We start from the raw sequence: 15,273 nt of genomic DNA, 5'->3' as shown, positions 1-15,273 counted from the left end.
AGACATGAAACTCTACCAGACCACTTACACGCAATCTGATTACCTGCGGCTTCCGGGCGGCACTTCGGGGACCCGGGCACCGGGACGGACTGGCCTGTGGGCGCGCCTGCGCAATCGGGTGATCCGTGAATGGAAGCTGCGGCGGGACATTGCGCATCTGGAACAGCTTGATGCCCGGCTGCTGAAGGATATCGGGCTTGAACGGCACGATGTCAGGGGCCAGCTGCGCCGCGGACGGGATGTTTACTGGGAGTTCCGGCCATGAGCACGCTGAAGAACGGGTCCAAGGGACCCCAGGTCAAGGCGCTTCAGCGCGCCTTGAACACTGCCGGCGCAAAACCCGCGCTGAAAACCGACGGCAAGTTCGGCAGCAAGACGGAAGGAGCGGTCAAGGCGTTCCAGAAGAAAGCCCGCCTGAAGGCCAGCGGTATTGCCGGGACCGATACCCTGGCGGCGCTGGGGCTGGGCCGCAAGGCGGTGACGTGGCCGCTGCCGGACCTGCTGCCGGAGCGCCGGGAGGTTGACAAGCACTACATGAAGGCCCGCAAGACCGTGAAGGCGGGTCTTGTTCTGGCATCCGGGCACAAGGCCTATTCCATTCGCGTGCTGCATGACGAAATGCTGGCGGCGGGCGAGCGGCTGGACACGGTTTATGCCGGTGTGGTCGATCCGCTGTGCGATGCGGACTTTCTGCATCACCGCTTTGACCAGCTGCCTGCCTCCGAGATCAGAAAACGCCAGGCCCTGATCGCACAGGCCAAGAAGACGATGGATTTGTTCAGCAAGCAGTCCGCGGCTTTCTATGGCCATATCATCGAGATCGGCCGCATCGAATCCGAGACCAAAAGCGCAATCAGCAAGCGCGGGCGGGTGGTCTGGCCAGTGCCCGATTACAGCAAGATCTTCAACCGCAACGCTCAGAGGTTAAGGGCGGTCAAGGAACGGATGCAGGAGATTTATAGCGACTGCTACGGCCATGCAGACCCTGAGGTCCACAAGTTTGCCAAAGAGGCGCTTAAGATGCTGTCGAAAACAGACAATGCCTATGTCGAGTACGAAGTGCAGTTTGCGGTTCTCAACGAAACCAAGGAGGCTTTTGAACGCAAATTCACCGAAGTGCGTGATGATGAGCTGCTGAAAATCGCGAAGAAGGCCAAGACGCAATACGCCAAGCTGCTGCAGCTCGCCCGCATCTGCATTGCCCAGCTTAAGTCCTGCTGGGGGATTGAGAAGCGGCACAGGAAAATGATCGGGTTTTCAGCCTGAAGGCAGCGCAATACGAGGGGTCTCCAACGTCCAGTGATGCGCTGCTACATGGCCCGGGATATTTGCCGGGCCAGCTCTGCCAGTGCAAGGGACAGCGCATCAGCGGTGGCGGCGGCACCTTCGCCGCTGACCGGCGTGGCGATATCGAAGCGCTGCACGAATTCCCGCACGGTGCCTTCGGGTGAGGAAACGGCGAATTGGCCGGAAAGCTCAAACAACCCGTCGGCGCGGGCATAGGCCTGATCCACCCGCACATCCAGGCGCACGTCCGGGCCGGTGTTCAGCGGCCAGGGCTCCATCGCGGCAGCGGCGCCGGTGCGCTCGCTGAGGCCGCGGGCCAAGGCGGCGGTCATGCCGCGGGCCGGGTCATCCGCCCATTGCGCGCCATCCAGCGCAAACAGCGCGCCGCCTTCGCCCTCGGCGACAATGTCAGAGGCCGCAGCGTAGGAGGGGAGTGAAACCAGCCGAACCTCGATCGAGCGCGCGCGCAGATTGGCGACGGCTTCGCCGGGGGCGGAGGAAATCAGATAGCGGGGATCGTTGCCGCCGGCGCAGGCCGCCAGCAGGGCAAGAGGGATCAGCAAAGGCAGGCGTTTAATCATCTTATCTTCCAAACAGCAGGGAATTCGGGTCGCGTTCGATCTTGCGCGCAAGCTGCGAAACCGCGCGGGCGGCGGTTCTGATCTCGCGCAGCGCGTCCAGGGTTTCGGAGTTGAAGCTGGAGCGGGCGCCGTAGGAGGCGATCAGCGCTTCGGACTGGGCCACAAGGCGCTCCAGCCGGGCCGAGAGCGCAGGCAGGCCTTCGGCAGCGGCGGCCACTGTGTCGGCGGCCCCGCGGGCAGAGGCCATGGTGGCATTGGCGTTCTCCACCAGCCCGCCCTGGCGCAGTTCCTCCAGCGTGGCCTGCATCTCCTCCAGCGCGCTGGTCAGGGCCGGGGGCAGGGCGCGGGCGTCCTCAGTGCCGATCAGCGCGTCGGCGCTGATCATCAGCTGGCGGGCAGAGCGGATCAGCTCTTCGGTTTCCAGCGAATTGGCCTTGGCCGCCAGGGCGTTGAAGGCGGTGATCAGCGCGGGCAGATCCTCTGCGGCATCGGCAATGCCGGCCGCGGCTTCGCTGCCCTTTTCCAGCGCCGACGCGAGATTGGCAGCGGCGCGGCCCTGCTGCAGCTCTGCCAGAAGGGCGCGCATATCGGCCACCGCTGCCTGCAGCTCACCCGGGAGGGCGCGGGTTCCGGGATCGGTGACCAGCGCGCGGGTGTCTTCCAGCAGCGCCAGGGCGGCGGCGGGCGCCTGCCGGGTGCTGTCAGCGGCGGCCAGATTTTCAATGCTGGAGAGGGTGGCGATGGTCTGGGCCATCAGCTCCTCGACCGGCAGCGCGTTGATGCGGTCCAGCATGCCTTCGGCGGTGGCAGTGAAATCCGGCAGGTTCGACGGCGCACTGGGCAGCTGCGGGAACGGTTCGGCATTGCGGGCAAAATCCGCTGGTGCGGCGTCTTCCAGGGTGACCAGCTCGACGATCAGCTCAGAGCTGAAAAGGCTGGCGGAGGCGAGCCGGGCGCGTAGGCCGTTTTCGACCGCCTGTTCCAGGAAATCGAGGGCCTCGGCCTCGCCCGCGCCGCGCGGCAGGCCCATCAGGGCTGGTTCCAGCAGCAGCTTGGCGATCAGCTGCACCTCAGCCTCGCCGCTGTCACGTATGGAGGCGTTGAGGCTGCTGACCTCGCCTACCTTGACGCCGCGCAGCTGAACAACGGCGCCGCTGGCAAGACCCGCGACGGACTCGTCAAAGGCGACCGAGACGGCGACGCCGCCGGACAGGGTGCGGGCAAAAGCGGTGCGGCGGGCCGCGGCCTCGTCTGCGTGGATGTCGAAGACGGTGCCGGGGCCGACCGGATTGCCGCCGTCGAACACGGAGCCGAATTCGATGCCGCCGGCCACCAGCGAGGCGATGCTGTCCACGTCCAGCGACAAGCCGCTGGGGCCAATCGAGACTGAGAAGCCGGAGCTGTCCCAGAACCGGGTGGCGGAATTGATGCGGCGGTCATGCGGCGCCTCGATGAAGGCATCAACGACGATACTGTCGCCGCTGACCGTCAGGCGCGGCTTTTCCAGGCGTCCGACCTCAATGCCGCGGAACAGCACCGGTGCGCCTTCGGACACCATCCGCCCGTCGTCGGTGCGCAGGGTGATCCGCCGCCCGCCGCGTCCTGGCTGCGCCAGCGGCGCCCGGTCAGCGCCCTCGAATACGGTCTGCGGGAGGCCGGGGTCCTGATCCCAGCTGCCTTCGATGTAGACGCCCGACAGCACGGTGCTGAGGCCGGAGATGCCGCGCGCCGAGACTTCCGGGCGGACCACCCAGAAGGCGGCATCTGCATCCAGATAGGGGGCGACATCCTTGTCGATGCGGGCCTGCACGGAGACCTTGCTGAGATCGCTGGAAAAGCCAACCTTCTCAACCCGGCCGATCACCACGTCGCGGTAGCGCACCGTGGTTTCATTGGCGGCAATGCCGGAGGCGTTTTCGAAGCTGATGGAAATCAGCACACCGCGGTCGGAATAGGCCTGCCAGGCTACCCCCAGCGACACCAGCAGGGCGGCCAGAGGCACCAGCCAGACCAGCGACAGGTTGCGCCAGGGTGAGGGGCGCCGGGCGGAGACTTGCATCGGGGCGGGATCAGGCGTGGTCATTCAAATTCTCGCTTTCCGCAGCCCAGATCAGGCGCGGATCAAAACTCTGGGCGGCCAGCATGGTGAAGGCAACCGATATTGCAAAACTGACCGCCGCCATGCCGGGGGCGATGGCAGCGGCAAAATCCAGCTGCACCAGGGCGGTCAGGATGGCCACCACAAAGACGTCAATCATCGACCACCGCCCGATAAATTCAACAACCTCATAAAGCACCAGGCGGCCGTGGCTGCCAAGGGCCGCGGGCCTGCGGACCGAGACTGCGAGGTAACCGATGGCTAGGAATTTGGCGACCGGGATCACAATGGAGGCCAGGAACACAATCAGCGCCACGGCATAGGAGCCGTGGCTGAACAGTTCGGCGATGCCGCCGATCAGGGTGTTCTCGGAGGTGCGGCCAAACGCGGTGGTGCGCAGCATCGGGTAGGTATTGGCGGGCACATAGGCGATCAGCCCGGCGGCCAGCCAGGCCCAGACCCGCTGCAGGCTGTCCCGGGCGGCGGGATGCAGCGGGCTGCCGCAGCAGGCGCAGGCCTGTGCGCTGCCCGGGTTGGCGGTGCCGCAGGCGCGGCAGCCGGCCAGTCCCGCCGCCGCGGCGGTCAGGAAGCGCTGCGGGTTCTGAGGGTCTTCCATACGGTCAGCCTGCAAATTGCGTTGTCGGTCAGGATGGTCACCACCAGAAGGGCGGCAAAAGCCCAGAAGGCCGGACCCAGCCCGACCCGTGCCAGGCCGGAGACTTTGACCAGGGCCACGGCCACACCGATGATGAAAATCTCGGCCATCGCCCAGGGTTTCAGCCGTTCGGCCCAGCGGTAGGCGGTAAAGGCGTGCGGGGCGGGGCGCCAGCCCAGGGCCATCGGCGCCAGGGTATAGACAAGCGCGCCGTAGCGTGCGGCGGGCAGCAGCACGATCAGCAAGCCGGTTGCCAGCGACAGGGGCGCCATCGGGCCTTGTGAAAAGGCCAGTACTGCGTCCAGAACCGACGCCTGATGCGACAGACCCTGGGCGCTCAGCTCCAGAAACGGAAAGACCGCCGCGGCGGCCAGCAGGATCAGCGCGGTCAGCGACAGCATCGCAATCCGGGTCATGGCGCCGGACTTCGGCGCCGCCAGCACCGTGCCGCAGCGGGCGCAGCGGGCCACGGAATGGGCAGGCACGTCCTGGTCGCGGTGCAGCACGTCGCAGGTGGGGCAGGCAATCAGCTGTTTAGAGTCCATTCTACCTGTCTCCGGTCGCGGACGCAGGCCGCTGCGCCTCCCTGGCAGCGGCTGGTGTCCTGTCGCCCACTTGAGGCCTGGAACGCAAGAATTTCAATCGGTTTTTGCCGGCAGGCAGGGCAGGTGGGCCGGTTGTGTGCAGCTGCGCGGAGGCCGTTTCTGCAGCTGGCCGCGCGGCTCGGCGGCGGGCGCAGGCAGGCAATAGCCTGGTATTTGCAATAAATGCAGGAGGCTGGCGGCACTGCCGGCGCCGCCGATTTCGCCATTCCTTAAGGTTTCGGCGGAATTCTGGCTGTTGCAGTGTAAGCCGGCCCTGGAGAAACCGATGTACCGTATTCTGGATTGCCTAACGCAGCAGCACAACTATGTGCTTGTGGCCGTCGCGGCCCTGGTCTGTGTCACCGGGGTCTGCCTGAGCGTGCGCCTGACCAACCGGCTGAATGGCGCGCGGGAGCGGCGGCGGCTGGTGCAGCTGGGCCTGTCGAGCATGATCGCCGGGGCAACGATCTGGTCGACGCATTTCATTGCGATGCTGGCATATGAGCCTGGGTTTGAGCATGGCTATGAACCGCTGGTGACCGGCCTGTCGCTGCTGGCAGGGGTGCTGGGGGTGCTGGCGGCCAACACGGTGCTGGCCTTTGGTACCGGGCGCCATGCAGCGCTGCTGGCCGGGGCGGTGTTCGGGCTGGCGGTTTCCGTGATGCATTACACGGGCATGCAGGCCTATTTGATTCCGGGCGAGCTGCAGTGGGAACCGGGTTACCGGGCACTGTCGCTTGCAATAGGCATGGGATTGGGCGCCTGGGGCTACATCTTCGCCGCCCGGCCGGGGCTGGGCAGGCTGAACTGGGTGCTGGCAACGGTGCTGCTGGTGGGGGCCATCTGCGGCATGCATTTCACCGGCATGAGCGCCATCAATGTCCGGCTCAGCCCGCTGGTGGACGTGCCTGAGGAAGTCATTTCGGATGCGGTGATGGGGATGCTGATTTTCGGGGTGATGGGGCTGATCCTGCTGGTTGGCTTCGCCTCTGCCAGCATCGAGACCAATGTTGAGAGCGAAGCGCGGCGGAAACTGGCGCATGCGGCCCTGCACGATCCGCTGACCGGAATGCCCAACCGGATGTGGCTGACTCAGTTCCTCGCCGATCTGGCGGAGCGCCTGCAGAAGGACGAGACCGAACGCGCGGCGGTGCTGACCATCGACCTGAACCTGTTCAAGGAGGTGAACGACCTGCATGGCCACGCGGTTGGCGACCAGGTGCTGCAAGCTGTGGCCCTGCGGCTGACCCGGCAGCAGGGGCCGGATGAGTATATCGCGCGGGTTGGGGGCGATGAATTTGTTGCGGTCAAACAGGGGTTCCGGCGGATCGAGCAGGTGCTGGCCTTTGCCGAACGGTTGCACGCCTCGGTCATCGAGCCGATCGACCTGGCGGATGTTTCGGTCCGGGTGGGGGCGGCCATCGGGGTGGCCACCAGCCTGAAGGAAGGGCGCGATCCGCTGGAGCTGCTGCACAAATCCGATCTGGCGATGTACCGGGCCAAATCAGATCCGTCTGGTGCGATCTGCCAGTTCAGCGAGGACATGGACCGCCAGAGCCGGGAGAAGCTGCAGCTGGTCCACGATCTGCGGCTGGCTTGCGCTGGCGGGCAGTTCGAGCTGGCCTACCAGCTGCAGAACGACATCACGAGCCTGGAGCCGGTTGGCTTTGAAGTTCTGCTGCGCTGGAACCATCCTTCCCGCGGCCGTGTCGGACCGAGCGAGTTCATCCCGGTGGCTGAGGAAACCGGCCTGATCCGCGAGATCGGCCATTGGGTCCTGCGGGAAGCCTGCAAGGAGGCGGCAACATGGGAACGGCCGTTTCAGGTGGCGGTCAATGTCGCGCCGCAGCAGCTGGTGCAGCCGTCCTTTGTCGAGGATGTGATGGATATTCTGCTGGAAACCGGTCTGTCGCCGGAGCGGCTGGAGCTGGAAATCACCGAGTCCAGCATCATCGACGATCAGGCGCATACCCTGAAGGTCATGCATCAGCTGAAAGACTACGGCGTCCGCATTGCGATGGATGATTTCGGCACCGGCTATTCCTCGCTGGCCACCCTGCAAACCTTTCCGTTCGACAAGATCAAGATCGACCAGAGTTTTGTGAAGGGCGTGCACCGGAACGCGCAGAGCGCGGCCATTGTCCGCTCCACGCTGCTGCTTGGGTCTGCCTTGAACATTCCGGTTCTGGCCGAAGGGGTGGAAGACCAGGATGAGCTGCATTTCCTGCAGGCGGAGAAATGCGCCTCTGTCCAGGGGTTCTATTTCGGGACTCCGATGAGCCAGGAGGAAATGCGGCGGATTGCCTGCGGCGAAGGCGGTGACGTCAGGAAGCACTCTGCTTGACGCAGGGCCAGGGTCCCGGGGCGGCGGTCCGGAGTGAAACTGCCGCAGGGGATGCCGCGCCTGCGGCAAGCTGCTAACCTCCCGTCCGGGCGGTATCGGGGAGCACGGGTTTGGCGGATATTGATTTTCTTCTGGACGGCGGCGGCGATGGCTGTCCGACGGTCCTGCTGGCACATGGCGCGGGGGCGCCCATGGATACTCCGTTCATGGCGGCAATCGCTTCGGGCCTTGCAAGCCGGGGGCTGCGGGTGGCGCGGTTTGAATTTGCCTATATGGCGGCGCGGCGCAGCGGCGGGGTGAAACGGCCGCCGCCAAAGGTGGACCTGCTGCAGGCGGAGTTTCTCAGCGCGGTCAGCCGTTTCGCCTGCGAGGGCCCGCTGATCATCGGCGGCAAATCCATGGGGGGCCGGGTGGCGAGCCTGGTTGCTGACGGGCTCTTCGCTGAAGGGCGCATCTGCGGCCTTCTTTGCCTCGGCTACCCGTTTCATCCATCGGGCAAGCCTGAGCGGTTGCGGACAGCGCATCTGGAGACGCTGAAAACGCCTGCGCTGGTCTGTCAGGGCAGCCGCGATCCCTTTGGCACCCGGGAAGACGTGGCGGGCTACGCGCTGCCGCCTGCAATCAGCCTGTGCTGGCTGGAGGATGGCGACCATGATCTGAAGCCGCGCAAGACGGTGACAGGGTTCGGGCAGGAGCACAATCTGGAGGCGGCCTGCGCGGCGGCTGCCGGCTGGGCCAAGGAGCTGGCGCAGGAAAGTGCGGGCAAGTCCAGGAGCAGAGGCCGTGCACCCGGCGGTTAGTGTTCCGGTGCAGGCGGTTCGATGATCCGCCAGTAACGGTCCATCATGTTGACAAGCTGCAGGAAATCGCGCCCGGCGGTTTCCTTGGCGATATAGCCCGCGGCGTTCAGGTTGTAGGCTGCTGCAATGTCCTGCTGATCGCTGGACGTGGTCAGAAAGAACACCACCGAACTGTGCAATTCCGGGTCATTGCGCAGCTCCCTGACAAGCTCGATACCGTTCATCCGCGGCATATTGATGTCCGCCAGCAGCACATAGGGCGGTGTGAGTGGGGCCTTTCCGCCGGTGCCGCGGAGGATGTCCAGCGCGGCGATGCCGTCAACGGCCCGGGTGATCTCATTTGCGATGTTGGCTTTGCGGAAGGCGCGCCGCACCGCCTTGGCATCGCCGTCATCGTCATCCACCAGCAGGATCTTCAGCTCTTTCTGGAGGGGGGGAGCGCCGGTACAGCCCTGCATGTCAGTTGCCCTCCGTTGCGGCGGGCCGCTGCTTGGGCCAGGTGAAGCGGAATGTGCACCCCTCCCCCAAAGCGGACTGCACTGAGATCGTGCCGCCCGCCTGCTGCACATGTTTCTGAACAATGGAGAGGCCCATGCCGCTGCCCTCCACCTTGTCCCGCGACTGCAGGGTCTGGAACATCTTGAAGATCTGCTCATGGTATTTTTCTTCAATACCGGGACCGTCGTCAGCCACTGAGAAGACCCAGTGGCTGCCTCCATCCTGCAGCGTCACATCCACCGCGCCGGTGCCGGTTTCACTGTGCTTGATCGCGTTGGAGATGAGGTTGGCAAAGATCTGTTTCAGCGGCATGTTCACCAGCTGGATGCCCTCGAATGCGGGGTCTATGCGGATCGTGAAACCCTCCGGCTGGTCAACCAGCAGCAGCACCTCCTGCATCAGCTCAGACCCCGGCATCAGCTGCTGGTACCGGTGGTCGGTCTTGCGCCCGATCCGGGAGTATTCGAGCAGGTCGTCGAGCAGCCGGTCCATCCGTGACACCCGGGAGCGGAGCAGCTGCAGGTTTTCGCGGCTGTCCTCGTCCAGGGTTTCCGCCAGATCCTCCTCCAGCCAAGTGGAGGCATTGTCGATCACCCGCAATGGTGCCCGCAGATCGTGCGAGGCCACATAGGCAAATTCATCCAGGTCCCGGTTTGACCGGGAAAGGTCCTCAATAAATTTTTCCCGCTCCGCCTCTTTGCGCTTCTGTTCGGTGATGTCGCGGACAATGCCGCTGAACAGGATGTGATTACCCACCCGGACCTCGCTTACGGATACCGTGAGCGGGAAGATGCTGCCGTCCTTGCGCTGGCCCTGCACCTCGCGGGCGGCGCCGATGAATTTTGGCTGCGCGGTTTTGAAATAGGTGCTGATGTCGCCGTCGTGTCCCGCCCGGTGGGGGGATGGCATCAGCATGCTGATGTTCTTGCCTGCCACCTCCGCAGCACTGTAGCCGAAGATATTCTGGCTGGCGCGGTTGAAGTCCTGAATTCTGCCCTGGGTGTCGATGGTGATCATCCCTTCGATACTGTTGTCGTGTATCGCCGTGAGCTCAGTCTGTTTGCGTTCCAGGGAAATCAGAGCGGTTTTTTGGCGGCAGACGACATAGGCAAAGGCCCAAAGCGCCAGAACTGTCAGCCCTCTGTTGGTCAGAACGACCCATTCGTTGATGCCTGCACGGTGAAACAGCACATAGCCAAGCAATGTCAGTGCGGTTGCGGCTGCTGCATAGACATAGGCGGTTTCGGGTTTTTCTGCCCAGATGGTGCAGAGGACAACCCCGGCGTAGATCAGCCCGGCCGCTACCCCCAGCGGTGTCAGGTAGTCGAACAGAAACCCGGCGGCTACCATAAAGGCTGCAGCAAAATGGGCGCGCTGTTCAGTCGAAAGGGGCCAGAGCGGCTGCTGATGGGCGCGGGTTTGGGGGGCAAATGTCATATCTGTTGCGGTCCCTTTTTCGATGCAGATGCCAGAAACCCGGCAAAAGCGATGGTTTGCCGCGGGCTGATTGCCTGATCACGTTACAGTTTCAGTCCGCCATATCAAGAAAAATGCAATCTAAGGTTGTTCTTGAGGATGAGCGCATGCCAACAGTGAGGCGGCTGTTCTGCGGTCTTCTGTTCTGATTGGGGCCATGAGAGCTGACCCTGGTTATCAAATTGCAAATACGCACAACTCAGGGTGGTTGCGGCGTGCTTTTTGATGCTGTCCTCACGGAGGCTGCGGCCAAGGCGTTGCGCGGTGCTGCAAAGGGGAGCGGTCAGGGCCGTTCCGGGCCTGCAAGGGGCGGCAGAGGCAAACCTGCCGGGGTTAAGAATTTTCTCTCGGTTTGACGCTAGCTTTGCGCGACTCCCTTTAGAATCAGGAACGTGCAGAGAGGTAGAATGTTTTTCAGATCCAAGCCGGCCAAGCCCGCAGAACAGGCCAGCAGCGCCGAAATCATTGGCGGAATGGTCGACCGCACCCAGGCCACGATCCAGTTTAAGCCGGACGGCACCATTTTGACCGCAAACGCCAATTTCCTGGCTGCGATGGGTTACAGTCTGGAAGAAATTGCGGGCAAGCATCACGCGATGTTCGTCGCGCCTGATCTTGCAGCCAGCGCGGAGTATAAGGCGTTTTGGCAGGAACTGGCGTCGGGCCGGGTGTTCACCGATCAGTTTCCGCGGGTGACAAAGACCGGGGAGACCATCTGGATTCAGGCAACATATGCGCCGGTTACAGGGCCGGATGGCACCGTTGTGCAGGTGGTGAAAGTCGCAACAGAAGTAACTGTGCGCCGCCGCGGACTGCAGGAAATTGCGCGCGGGCTGGACGCGATGAGCCAGGGCGACCTGGGAGTCCGGGTCACATTGTCAGAGCAGGCGGATATTGCGGCACTGGGCGAGGCGTTCAACCGGTCAGCTGAGCAGCTGCAAACGGCACTTGGTGCTGTTACCCAAGTATCGGATGCGGTGGGGCGCACGGCGGATGAGATCTCGCGTTCGGCCAGCGACCTGTCGCAGCGCACCGAGAGCCAGGCTGCGACGCTGGAGGAAACCGCGGCGGCCATCGAGGAGCTGACCTCTACCGTGCATTCCGCGGCCGAGGGCGCAGAGAAGGTGGAAGGCATCGTCAGCGAGGCCAAGACCGCGGCGGAGCGCAGCGGACGGGTGGTCGAGGACGCGGTAGCGGCGATGTCGCAGATCGAGAATTCCTCGGAGGAGATCGCCAAGATCATCGGCATGATTGATGACATCGCTTTTCAGACCAACCTGCTGGCGCTTAACGCGGGTGTTGAGGCAGCGCGGGCCGGCGATGCGGGTCGCGGGTTCGCGGTTGTGGCCTCCGAGGTGCGGGCGCTGGCGCAGCGCTCTGCCGGGGCAGCAGGCGAGATCAAGCAGCTGATCAGCGAAAGCAAGCAGCAGGTGGCCAGCGGGGTTGACCTGGTGGGCCGCACCGGTTTGGAGCTGAAGCAGATCATCGGCAGCGTCGGCACCATCTCCAGCCACATCAGCGGAATTGCCACCGGTGCCAAGGAGCAGGCCACGTCTCTGAGCGAGATCAACCTGGGTGTTTCGCAATTGGATCAGGTGACCCAGCAAAACGCGGCGATGGTGGAAGAGACCTCTGCCGCCAGCCATCAGCTGTCGTCCGATGCCAGCCAGCTGACCCGCGAAGTGTCCAAGTTCAGCGGCTGCGGAGCTGCGGCCCCGGCGGCAGATGTGATCGCCTTCCAGCGCCCGGCGCCGGCACCTGCGCCAGAGGCGCTGCCCGCGGCGCAGGGCTGGGATGACTTCTGAGGCTGCTGATTGAGACCGGTTCCAGGAAGCCTCGCGGAGTTACCTGAATTGACGTGTTGACACGCCCCGCCGGTGCCGCAACGCTGGCCGCAAAAATGACGGGGTGTATACATGGACAGCCAGGATGCGGCTGCATATCCGCTGATCCGGCGGGCTGGGCTGAGCGGCATTCTGGTCAGCTTCGGCGGCAGCCTGAATGAAGCCTCCAACCGGGCGGCGCTGGCTTTCCGTACCGCGGTTGAGGCGCTGAAGCTGGAGGGCGTGGTGGAGACCATGGCCTCGCTGGCTTCGGTCTTTGTCCGGTTTGAACCGTCACTGCTGCCGCACGAGAGGCTGGAGGCGGCGCTGCAGGAGCTGCTTGCAGTGCAGGACTGGCTGCAAGCGCCGCTGCCGGTAGGGCGCCGGTTCTGGCGGGTGCCCACCGTTTACGGCACCGATCTGGCGCCGCAGCTGGGGGAGGCTGCGGATGCCGCGGGGATGAGCGAAGCGCAAGCCATTGACAGTCTGAGTGCGGCGCGGGTGCGGGTGCTGACCATCGGCTTTGCGCCCGGCCAGCCCTACCTCGGCTCCCTGGGGCCGGAATGGGATCTGCCGCGGCAGACAGAACTGACCCCGATGGTGCCACGTGGTGCGCTGGTGCAGGCGATCCGCCAGTTCGTGCTGTTTTCCAACCCGGCGCCAACAGGCTGGCGCCATGTCGGCCAGACCGGGATGACACTGTTCCAGCCGGGTGCAGAGCAGCCCTTTGCCTTGCGCCCCGGTGACGAGATGCAGTTTGAACCGGTGTCCAAGACGGAGTTCCTGAAGCTCTGTGACGCTGACCCGCTGCGCGGCGGAGCGGCAGCGCAGGAGATCCAAGCATGAGCGGCCTGAAAATTCTCCGCATCGGCCCGGCTGCATCGGTGCAGGACATGGGCCGCCCCGGACTGCTGGGGCAGGGGATATCCCAGGGCGGTGCCGCTGACACCCTGGCGCTGGCCGAAGGCGCGGCGCTCTTGCGGCAGGATCCGGGTCTGGCGGCGCTGGAAATGGGCGGCATGGGCGGCGAGTTTGAGGCCACCGGCCCCTTGCGCATTGCCCTGACCGGCGCGCCGATGGCGGCCGCATTGGACGGTGAAGCACTGGCCTGGAATGCCTCGCACCGGATGGAGGCTGGCCAGCGCCTGACCATTGGTGCTGCCCGCTCGGGCGTCTACGGCTACCTGCATCTTGGCGGCGGCATCGCCACCGGGCCGTTGCTGGGCGCCCGTGCCGTGCATGTGATGGCCGGGCTGGGCCGGACGGCAGAAGCCGGCGGCCTGCTGCCAGCGGACCCGGATCAAAACAGTGAAACCGGGCTGGTGCTGGCGGCTGACGAGCGGTTCAAGGGCGGCGAACTGCGGATCGTGGAAAGCTTCCAGAGTCATTTGTTCCCTGAAGAAGTCCGCGCCCGTTTCGCTGCCACGGGTTTCAGCCGCGGCAGCCGCGCCAACCGGATGGGAGTCGAAATGGTTTCGGAAGGGGAAGGGTTTGCCGCCGAAGGCCAGCTCAATATCCTGTCCGAGGTGATCCTGCCCGGTGATGTGCAGATGACCGGCGACGGCAAGCCCTTTGTGCTGCTGCGTGAATGCCAGACCACCGGCGGCTATCCCCGGATCGGCACCGTGCTGCCCTGCGACTTGCCCAAGGTGGCACAGGCCCAAGCCGGCGCTGCGCTGCACTTTCGCTGGGTCAGCCTGGAGGAAGGGCTGGAAATCCAGGCCAAATTCGAAAAATCACTCAAAGGCCTGCCTGCAGCCTGCCGCCCGCTGGTGCGCGATCCTGCGGCGGTCCGGGACCTGCTGTCCTATCAATTGATCAGCGGGGCCGTCTCGGCGGAGGCGGACCCTTATGCGACGGGAGAAACCGCATGACCAAAACAGTCGACCTGAACGCCGACATGGGCGAAAGCTTCGGCCCCTGGAATATGGGCGATGATGCCGCGCTTCTTGGCATCGTCTCCTCCGCCAATATCGCCTGCGGCTTTCACGCGGGCGATCCGGATGTGATGGCGCGGACCATGGCGCTGGCGCGGGACAATGGGGTGGGCATCGGTGCCCACCCGGGGTTCCTGGATTTGCAGGGCTTCGGCCGCCGCCGGATGCATGTGCCGCACGGCACCCTGGCAAATATGATCCGCTATCAGCTGGGCGCCGCCCGGGGCATGGCGCAGGCTGCCGGCACTCAGGTGCGGCACCTGAAATTGCATGGCGCGCTGTCCAATATGGCCTGCGTCGATCACGCAATGGCGCGGGCCTGCTACGAGGCGGCGCTGGATGTGGACCCTGACATCATCATCATGGTGCTGGCCGCAACCGCCATGGAAGAGGTGGTGCGCGAGCTGGGCTGCAACTGGTGCGGCGAGATCTTCGCCGACCGCGCCTATAATGACGATGGCACCCTGGTCGACCGCTCGCTGCCGGGGGCGGTGATCCACGACCCGGACCTGGCCGGGCCGCGCATCCTGAAAATGGTCCAGGAGGGGGCGATCATCACCGAGAGCGGCAAGCGTATCCCGGCGGCGATCGACACCATCTGCCTGCACGGTGATACAGCCGAGGCAGTGGAACTCGCCGCCTCCGTCCGCAGCAGCCTGACCGCAGGCGGGATCGCAATCCGGCAATTCCCTGGCCGCCGGGACTGAGGCGCGGCAAGGGACGCACTTGGGGGTGCAGGGTCTGAGGCAGATTTTTTGGCCTCAGACCGGGAAAACCCCGGGAATCGCGGCGCTTGCGCCATCGGATTCGATTCCAGCCGACTCGCTGGACTCCGTCCGGCTTGTATATGTTACGGTCATACCCCCCAACATCTAGTGGGGCGCAATCAAAGGGCGGTTCTGCCTGTTCTCTCCCGGCCCGCTGAAAGCCCGTTTCCCCGCCGCGCGCGCAGCTTTTCCTGGGTCATAACTACTTGAAAAATATTGATTTATTGCCGCAGCAAGCAAAAAGTCATAGAAACTTCAAAAAAGGGGTTGCGACTCTCCGGCGCTAACCATAGAACACCCCTCACCGGCGGCGCTGAGGCGCTGACGGTCACCACCGAGGGTTAGCTGGAACGGCGGCGCAGCAAGAAATTGGAGCGCAGCCGGGATTGTTGTCTCTCAGAGGTGATGCTCTTTGACATTGAT

14 protein-coding genes are annotated in these 15,273 nt (G+C 64.3%); 8 read left to right on the top strand and 6 right to left on the bottom strand.

The genetic code is table 11. The features are described 5' to 3' along the window. Positions 1-4: 4 nt before the first annotated feature. Entirely contained in the window at positions 5-265 is a 261-nt protein-coding gene (locus tag RA21_RS19845; RefSeq protein WP_019296457.1) for a DUF1127 domain-containing protein, read from the top strand. Then, positions 262-1,266, top strand: a complete 1,005-nt coding sequence (locus RA21_RS22135) for a peptidoglycan-binding domain-containing protein (protein WP_019296456.1) — start codon at positions 262-264, stop codon at positions 1,264-1,266. Before RA21_RS19845 ends, RA21_RS22135 begins: the two co-directional genes overlap by 4 nt. Before the next feature lie 44 nt (positions 1,267-1,310). Here the strand turns inward: RA21_RS22135 and RA21_RS19835 are convergent, their stop codons facing one another. From RA21_RS19835 to RA21_RS19820, 4 genes are read right to left on the bottom strand one after another with little or no spacing between them, the layout of a single operon-like run. Beyond that, positions 1,311-1,868 (bottom strand): PqiC family protein, encoded by a 558-nt coding sequence (locus RA21_RS19835; protein ID WP_039152076.1) that lies wholly within the window; start codon positions 1,866-1,868, stop codon positions 1,311-1,313. 1 nt (position 1,869) lies between these two features. Continuing rightward, positions 1,870-3,951, bottom strand: a complete 2,082-nt coding sequence (locus tag RA21_RS19830) for an MlaD family protein (RefSeq protein WP_052257726.1) — start codon at positions 3,949-3,951, stop codon at positions 1,870-1,872. Continuing rightward, entirely contained in the window at positions 3,938-4,582 is a 645-nt protein-coding gene (locus RA21_RS19825) for a paraquat-inducible protein A (protein WP_193748097.1), read from the bottom strand. Before RA21_RS19825 ends, RA21_RS19830 begins: the two co-directional genes overlap by 14 nt. Then, on the bottom strand, positions 4,549-5,166 hold the full coding sequence (locus RA21_RS19820; RefSeq protein ID WP_039152072.1) for a paraquat-inducible protein A: 618 nt from the start codon (positions 5,164-5,166) through the stop codon (positions 4,549-4,551). The genes RA21_RS19825 and RA21_RS19820 overlap by 34 nt, the downstream gene beginning before the upstream one ends. A 325-nt stretch (positions 5,167-5,491) precedes the next feature. On the opposite strand from RA21_RS19820, the gene RA21_RS19815 reads away from it, so the two are divergent. Then, complete coding sequence (locus RA21_RS19815) at positions 5,492-7,549, top strand: putative bifunctional diguanylate cyclase/phosphodiesterase (protein ID WP_039152071.1); 2,058 nt, start codon at positions 5,492-5,494, stop codon at positions 7,547-7,549. A 110-nt stretch (positions 7,550-7,659) separates the two neighbouring features. Continuing rightward, entirely contained in the window at positions 7,660-8,349 is a 690-nt protein-coding gene (locus RA21_RS19810) for an alpha/beta family hydrolase (RefSeq protein ID WP_039152069.1), read from the top strand. Here the strand turns inward: RA21_RS19810 and RA21_RS19805 are convergent. Both RA21_RS19805 and RA21_RS19800 read right to left on the bottom strand, forming a co-directional pair. Then, entirely contained in the window at positions 8,346-8,807 is a 462-nt protein-coding gene (locus tag RA21_RS19805; RefSeq protein WP_039152067.1) for a response regulator, read from the bottom strand. The genes RA21_RS19810 and RA21_RS19805 overlap by 4 nt on opposite strands. Before the next feature lies 1 nt (position 8,808). Continuing rightward, on the bottom strand, positions 8,809-10,284 hold the full coding sequence (locus RA21_RS19800) for a sensor histidine kinase (protein WP_241483533.1): 1,476 nt from the start codon (positions 10,282-10,284) through the stop codon (positions 8,809-8,811). Between the two features lie 446 nt (positions 10,285-10,730). Here RA21_RS19800 and RA21_RS19795 point away from each other — a divergent pair, with 446 nt between their 5' ends. The 4 genes from RA21_RS19795 (at position 10,731) to RA21_RS19780 (ending at position 14,790) form a co-directional block, all read left to right on the top strand. After that, on the top strand, positions 10,731-12,128 hold the full coding sequence (locus RA21_RS19795) for a methyl-accepting chemotaxis protein (protein WP_039152065.1): 1,398 nt from the start codon (positions 10,731-10,733) through the stop codon (positions 12,126-12,128). Positions 12,129-12,239: 111 nt separating this feature from the next. Beyond that, complete coding sequence (locus RA21_RS19790; protein ID WP_019296445.1) at positions 12,240-12,992, top strand: 5-oxoprolinase subunit B family protein; 753 nt, start codon at positions 12,240-12,242, stop codon at positions 12,990-12,992. After that, positions 12,989-14,020 carry a 5-oxoprolinase subunit C family protein gene (locus tag RA21_RS19785; RefSeq protein ID WP_039152062.1) on the top strand — a complete coding sequence of 344 codons (1,032 nt, stop codon included), beginning with the start codon at positions 12,989-12,991 and terminating at the stop codon, positions 14,018-14,020. Before RA21_RS19790 ends, RA21_RS19785 begins: the two co-directional genes overlap by 4 nt. Beyond that, positions 14,017-14,790, top strand: coding sequence for a LamB/YcsF family protein (locus RA21_RS19780; protein ID WP_039152060.1), 774 nt, complete (start codon positions 14,017-14,019; stop codon positions 14,788-14,790). Before RA21_RS19785 ends, RA21_RS19780 begins: the two co-directional genes overlap by 4 nt. Positions 14,791-15,273: the final 483 nt, after the last annotated feature.

Origin of the sequence: Leisingera sp. ANG-DT (assembly GCF_000813785.1) — a bacterium.
Taxonomy (GTDB): domain Bacteria; phylum Pseudomonadota; class Alphaproteobacteria; order Rhodobacterales; family Rhodobacteraceae; genus Leisingera.
Note: the sequence above shows the minus strand (reverse complement) of the source record. Positions and strands in the feature narration are given on the sequence as shown.